Raw genomic sequence first — 6,228 nt, 5'->3', positions numbered from 1 at the left:
AGGTCGAAGCAGCAGGGATTGATTTTTATTTTGCCGATGCTTATAGTGCCTGGCAAAGAGGAACCAATGAGAACTCTAACGGTTTACTGCGTGAGTTTTTTCCTAAGAAAACAGACCTCGCTAGAGTAATTTCCCAAGAACTCAACCAAGCTTTGTGGTTAATGAATAATCGACCTAGGAAATGCTTAGATTACCAAACACCTTTGGAAGTATTTTTACACGAACTCTTATTAATTGAGTAAATAAAAAATTGTCGCATTAATTATTGCAATTCAACATATTTAAAGAAAAGGGTGGGGATAGTTATGTACATTTCAAATATCAATTCATCATCAATCAAATTACATGCAATAAATAAAGAAGAAATGACTACAAAACAACCGATAACTATTTATTCAGAAGATCAGGTGACATTGCTTTATATCATTAAAGGTGGAGGGAATTACGAAACCAAGTTAAGCAGTGGGCAATTTAAAAAAGAAGATTTAATCATATTAAATCCTGGGATGGAATTGACAATCGAACCACTTCGCAAGGTCGAGTGGATAAAATTTACCTTGTCGGGGATTTTATTTATTTCAAGTATCGATATTGATTCGACTAAACAGCTTTATGTCACTCACGATGAGACGCGCCAAATGAAGGCTTATCTGGATTTAGCGCTTGTTGAAGACGCTAATGAGTTTGAAGGGACTGCTTTAATAACTAAAAAACTCATTGAATGTGTGGTAGCACATATATTAAGAAGTAAAGATTTGACGATTAAAGATGATAATGTGCAAGTTGAGGACGATGAAATTCAATTAGTTCAACGTTTTATTCGAGAGAATTATTCAAAGCGTTTGACGCTAGACCAACTAGCGAGTCATATTTGCATGAAGAAGTATTACTTTATTCGTGTGTTTAAGCAACGGACAGGTTTGTCGCCGATTGATTATCTCATTCAAGTTCGTTTAGCTGAAGCGGAAAAACTATTAGCAGAATCAAATTATACGGTTTCTAAGATTGCGGATTATGTCGGTTTTCATTCGCCATCCTATTTCTCAAAATCATTTAAAGAAGTGAATGATTGTACGCCGTCTGAATATCGTAAAAAAAATACAAAAGAAATGAATAAACGTATTTCATAATATAACAGACACTCCCTAAAGTAAGGTAAAGCCGATACTTTAGGTTTTTTTGTAAATAAAAACGAGTCCCGAAGAACTCGTTAAAAATTATTATAATAGCTCACCGTATCGTTTGACATAGTAGTACTTTACGATAGTGACTAGAATTAAGTAAGCAATAACAATACCTAAGAGCAGAAGCCAAAAAGTATCTGGAAGCGCCGTTAAGTCTAAGGCAGTTCCTAATTGTGTATATGGCACAATCGTCCCAATGACAATTCCTAACAACGTGAAAAAGGTCATAACCGTTGATGGACGACTTTCAATGAACGGTAACTTTTTAGTGCGTAATGTATATAATACTAGAGTTTGTGTCCATAAAGAGACAACAAACCAACCCGAATGGAATAAAGCAATGAATAATTCTTGTGTTTCTGAATTTAGGCTAGAATAGTTACCACCTAAAAACTGCGGTAAGATAATTAGGAATAAAACAGCAAAACTCAGAATATCAAAAATTGAACTTGTTGGTCCAAACCAAATCATGAATCGTTGAATACTAGAAGATTCCCATTTTTTTGGTGCTTTTAAATATTCTTCATCTACATTATCCCAAGGCATTGACATACAAGAGATGTCATATAGTAAGTTTAAGAATAAGAGTTGCATGGGTAGCATAGGTAAGAATGGTAGAAAAATACTTGCAATCAGTACTGAGAACATATTTCCGAAGTTAGAACTCGTTGTCGCATTAATATACTTCATTATATTTCCAAACACTTTTCGGCCTAGAATAATCCCTTTTTCAAGGATCATTAAATCTTTTTCTAACAGAATAACATCTGCAGAATCTTTGGCGATATCAACGGCATTATCTACAGAAATACCGACGTCAGCTGCTCTCATAGCAGGTGAGTCATTGATTCCATCACCTAAAAAACCAACAACATGATCATTTTTTCGTAATAAGCGAACGATTTTTGCTTTTTGTGTTGGATTGAGTTTTACGAAGACATTGTAAGTTTCGACAGCTTCGGCTAATTGATTTTCGCTCATTTGACTCACGATGTCACCAGTTAAGTAATGTTCCGCATTAATTCCAACTTGTGAACAAATCGCTTGAGTAACTAAAGCATTGTCACCGGTCAATATTTTCACGTTAACATTATGATCTCTTAAAGCATTCAGAGCTTCCTTCGTCGATTCTTTAGGAGGATCTAAAAAGGCTAGGAACCCAATGAGAACCATGTCAGACTCATCTTTAACTGACAGTTCGCCAATTCCTGCAGGATTTGTTTTTTGTGAAAGTCCAAGAACACGTAAACCATTAGAATTCAAATCATCCACTGTGTTCAGTACATTTACTTTTGCTTCTTCCGTGAGTGGTTGGACTTCACCATTGATTTCAACGTATTGACTAATTGAAAGCATTTCTTCTATAGCGCCTTTGGTAATCATTTGCGTTTTCCCAGTTAAATCTTCGACAACTACGCTCATGCGTCGACGATTAAAGTCAAAGGGAATTTCATCGATTTTTTTATAGTTAAAAGTTTCAATCTCGAATTCTTTTTCGGTTGCTTCAATAACGGCAACATCCATGAGGTTTTTTAAACCTGTTTGGTAATAACTGTTTAAAAATGCATGATGGAGAACGCGTTTATTCTCATTGCCGTCAATATCGAGATGATATTGTAGGACGATTTTATCTTGAGTAAGTGTTCCTGTTTTATCAGTACAAAGAACATCTATGGCTCCAAAATTCTGAATTGAGTTTAGGTTTCGAATGACTGTCCCTTTTTTTGCCATAGTACTTGCACCTTTGACTAAGTTAGAAGTGACAATCATGGGTAACATTTCTGGGGTGAGGCCAACCGCAACTGAAATTCCAAAAAGTAAAGCTTGTAACCAATCATCTTTTGTTAAGCCATTAATCAGAATGACAGTTGGAGCAAGGACCATCATGAAGCGAATAAGTAATTGAGATGTGCTTTCGATTCCTTTATCAAAGCTAGTTTTTACCGGTTCTTGATTGAGATCTTGAGCAATTTGTCCGAATAGAGTATTGTTTGCAGTTCGTACAACAATACCTTCAGCAGTTCCGCTCACAACTTCGCTTCCCATATATGCTAACGTGTCGTAGTTCGTTTCAGAGTCGGATTCTGTAATAATCGTGTTCGCGAATTTTTCAACCGGGTAACTTTCTCCAGTCAGGGATGTTTGAGAGATGAATAAGTCTTTCGTCTGGATTAAACGAATATCTGACGGAATCATATCCCCGGCTGAAAGGTGTACAATGTCACCTAAGACAATATCTTCTGTTGGGATTTCTCTAAACGTTCCTTCGCGTTTCACCGTTGAAGTAACTTCAACTAATTGATTTAAAGCTTGAGCCGCACGGTTTGACCGAACAGATTGAATAAATGACATCATGCCACTAAGTAAAACTAGCAAAATGATAATGACCGCACTGGTCGCATCTTTCTCGCCTGGATTGACTAGAATATACTCAGTTAAAAATGAAATGCATGCCAGTACAATAAGTACGAGTGTAAAGGGAGAAGAGAACGCATCAATAAACACTTTCCATAATGGTTTATCTGCACCATAATTAATTTCGTTCTTTCCATCAATACTTTGAATATCTGCGGCTTCTTGATATGTAAAGCCCTCTTGTTTTATACCTAATTGTTTCATTAAATCTCGAATGCTTAGACTTGCTAAGTCAAAGTAATTTAGTAATTTATTGTCTTTCATTGTTACTGCCTCCTTAATTAATATTAATGAGACTTCAAAAGTGTGAGACATCAGGAGATTATGACAGTCGACAAATAGGCACGACCTGATGCATCGACGATATTTATTTGAAATCTCTGTATCCTGGACGAGTCCATTTGTTTTCCCTCCTTTTTTTAATTAATCGTTGGAAATTCATAAGAAATAGAAAAAGCCCTCACTTATGCAAGCGAGGACACAAAAAAAACGCACAAAAAAATTTATACGGATTCTTTGTGGAGTTTCAGCACTATACATCGTAAACAATAACTGTTAGCTACATTATGAAAAGCCTTATTTCGACAATTCCTGTTATACCCATTGGCGTCTCTGGACGTTTTTGGGCAATAGCCTATGTATGTATAGGAGCCTCACCTAACAAATCTTATTAAATTTTCCAAACTCAACTATATCACGCAGGAAGAAAAAGTCAAATTTAATTTTAAAAAATAAGCATTCTATCTATTTTGTTAGACAGAATGCTTTTAAAATTTGTATTTAGTTTTAATCAGTACTGTGCTTCTTACGGAAAGCAGAGGGTGTACAGTGATTTGACTCTTTAAAGGTCTTTGAGAAATGAGATGGTGAGTGAAAACCAACCATATCAGAAATCTTAGAAATGGTAATGTTTGAAGTAGCGAGTAACTTCTCAGCTTCGGCTAAACGCACATGAATTAAGTAATCAATGGGTGATAGACCCGTTTTTTGCTTAAATAGACGAATTAAATAGTACTTGTTGATTCCAACGTGATTTGATAAATCATCCAATGAGATTTTTTGTGAATAATTTTTACGAATGTATTGTTGAATACGTTCGATTTCATCATTCTTCACTTGAACACTTGCATCTTTAATTGATAACTCACTATTCTTAAGTACGTGCACCATAATACATTCAAGTAATTTCTTAAGAATTAATTCTGTTCCACGGAAACGATGTGTATGTTCTAAGATAGCAAGATCTAAGTAACGTTTAATTGATTGTGATGTATCTTCAGTTACGAACATCTGGCTTTTTGAATCAATATCAAGGCTTGAAGTAAATAAAATGCCAGTCAAAGTGATTTTAATCCACTCAACTTTACGGATTGTTGTTAATTCCAATGTTGTTTCAGGATTAAGTAAAATCATGTCGCGTTTCTTAACTTGACCTTCTCGATCATTTACATTGAAATCTGTCGCACCTTTAACGATGTATAATAATGTTAAATTGTTTTCTGAAAAAACAGTAATAGATTTACCTGTTGTTGGAATACTTTCAGTTTCGATTGACTGTAATTTAATTGAAGACGAATTAATATTTGATATATACATAAACCTAACCTCCTTTTTTCAAAAATTGAGTAATCATTTTTATAAATACATTATATTACACATAATGAATAATATAAATGTTTTTTACTAAATTTTTACGATTTTTTTATCAGCATCTTGCTAATGACTACGAAAACGTACTCAAGACCTGACTCACAAACAATATTAACATGCTAACTTCAACAAATAAAATAAAATAAATATATTTTGTAAAAGTATTATTTTGTTTTTAAATTTCGTGGGGAATACCCAAAAAATTCCTTAAATTTTGTAGAAAAATGGTTTGATGACTTATAACCACATTCTTTTGCGATGTCTTGTATTGATTTGTGCGTATTTTCTAACAAAAAGTGTGAATGATTCATCCGACAGCGAATGATATATTGATGGGGCGTCAAGCCCAATTCATCATGAAAAACAGTAATAAAATAATCTGAACTTAATTGTGTTTGCGCTGCAACATCCTTGACAGAGATTTTTTTGTGGAAATTATGTTCGATAAAATACTGGGCTTGGCGAACATTTTCGCTGATATGGAAGTGTTCAGGGCCATCATACATTTGAGTCATGTTAATATTGTCATAAATCATAACTAAATTGAAAATATGTTCCATTATAGCATTAAAATGTCTCGAAGGGGAATTAATTTCATTTAACAAGAGTGTTACAACATGTTTTAGACTATTATTATCTATATTGACTATCTTAAATTGGTCAAGATTTCTCTCACCCTGCTCCCGTTGGTTCACTGTGTATTCAATTATGTGTAAATCTAATGGGGAATGTTCGTCAGATGATAGGTTAAAGGGGATGAGTCTAGGGATAAGTATGCAAAAAGGACCTTCAAAACTGAAGGTCTCGTATTTTGTTATTAATTCTCCTACTCCTTGCGTAACATATAGAAAAGTATAAGTTGCAAAGCCTGGGTAATTCACTGAGTTACCCGCTGCTACGGTATCTGAATGAATACGAAAAGGGTAATAGAGAGAATCTGAACGATTTAATCGGTTATGTAGGTTTTTGTTCATCATCT

Annotated in this window: 5 protein-coding genes and 1 riboswitch; of the genes, 2 read left to right on the top strand and 3 right to left on the bottom strand. The window is 34.4% G+C overall.

Features of this window, described 5'->3' with window-relative positions; genetic code table 11:
- A partial coding sequence (locus tag FEZ33_RS05005) for an IS30 family transposase (RefSeq protein ID WP_138404303.1) occupies positions 1-242 on the top strand: 242 nt, incomplete at its 5' end.
- Positions 243-305: 63 nt separating this feature from the next.
- Positions 306-1,130, top strand: coding sequence for a helix-turn-helix domain-containing protein (locus tag FEZ33_RS05000; protein WP_138404302.1), 825 nt, complete (start codon positions 306-308; stop codon positions 1,128-1,130).
- A 90-nt stretch (positions 1,131-1,220) separates the two neighbouring features.
- Here FEZ33_RS05000 and mgtA read toward each other — a convergent pair whose 3' ends face one another.
- The 3 genes from mgtA to FEZ33_RS04985 form a co-directional block, all read right to left on the bottom strand.
- Complete coding sequence (gene mgtA / locus FEZ33_RS04995; RefSeq protein ID WP_138404301.1) at positions 1,221-3,863, bottom strand: magnesium-translocating P-type ATPase; 2,643 nt, start codon at positions 3,861-3,863, stop codon at positions 1,221-1,223.
- 241 nt (positions 3,864-4,104) lie between these two features.
- A riboswitch (M-box (ykoK) riboswitch) is annotated at positions 4,105-4,271 on the bottom strand.
- 114 nt (positions 4,272-4,385) lie between these two features.
- A complete protein-coding gene (locus FEZ33_RS04990; protein ID WP_138404300.1) occupies positions 4,386-5,195 on the bottom strand; it encodes a helix-turn-helix domain-containing protein in 810 nt (269 codons plus the stop codon).
- A 218-nt stretch (positions 5,196-5,413) separates the two neighbouring features.
- Positions 5,414-6,226, bottom strand: coding sequence for a helix-turn-helix transcriptional regulator (locus FEZ33_RS04985; protein WP_138404299.1), 813 nt, complete (start codon positions 6,224-6,226; stop codon positions 5,414-5,416).
- Between the last annotated feature and the right edge of the window lie 2 nt (positions 6,227-6,228).

The organism is Ruoffia tabacinasalis (genome assembly GCF_005864045.1).
Lineage (GTDB): Bacteria > Bacillota > Bacilli > Lactobacillales > Aerococcaceae > Ruoffia > Ruoffia tabacinasalis.
This window is presented reverse-complemented; position numbering and strand designations above follow the sequence as displayed.

Bases quoted from the DNA above. Each gene is read 5' to 3' on its own strand.
- FEZ33_RS05000 (WP_138404302.1), top strand. From the start codon at position 306: ATGTACATTTCAAATATCAATTCATCATCAATCAAATTACATGCAATA.
- mgtA (WP_138404301.1), bottom strand. From the start codon at position 3,863: ATGAAAGACAATAAATTACTAAATTACTTTGACTTAGCAAGTCTAAGC.
- FEZ33_RS04990 (WP_138404300.1), bottom strand. From the start codon at position 5,195: ATGTATATATCAAATATTAATTCGTCTTCAATTAAATTACAGTCAATC.
- FEZ33_RS04985 (WP_138404299.1), bottom strand. From the start codon at position 6,226: ATGATGAACAAAAACCTACATAACCGATTAAATCGTTCAGATTCTCTC.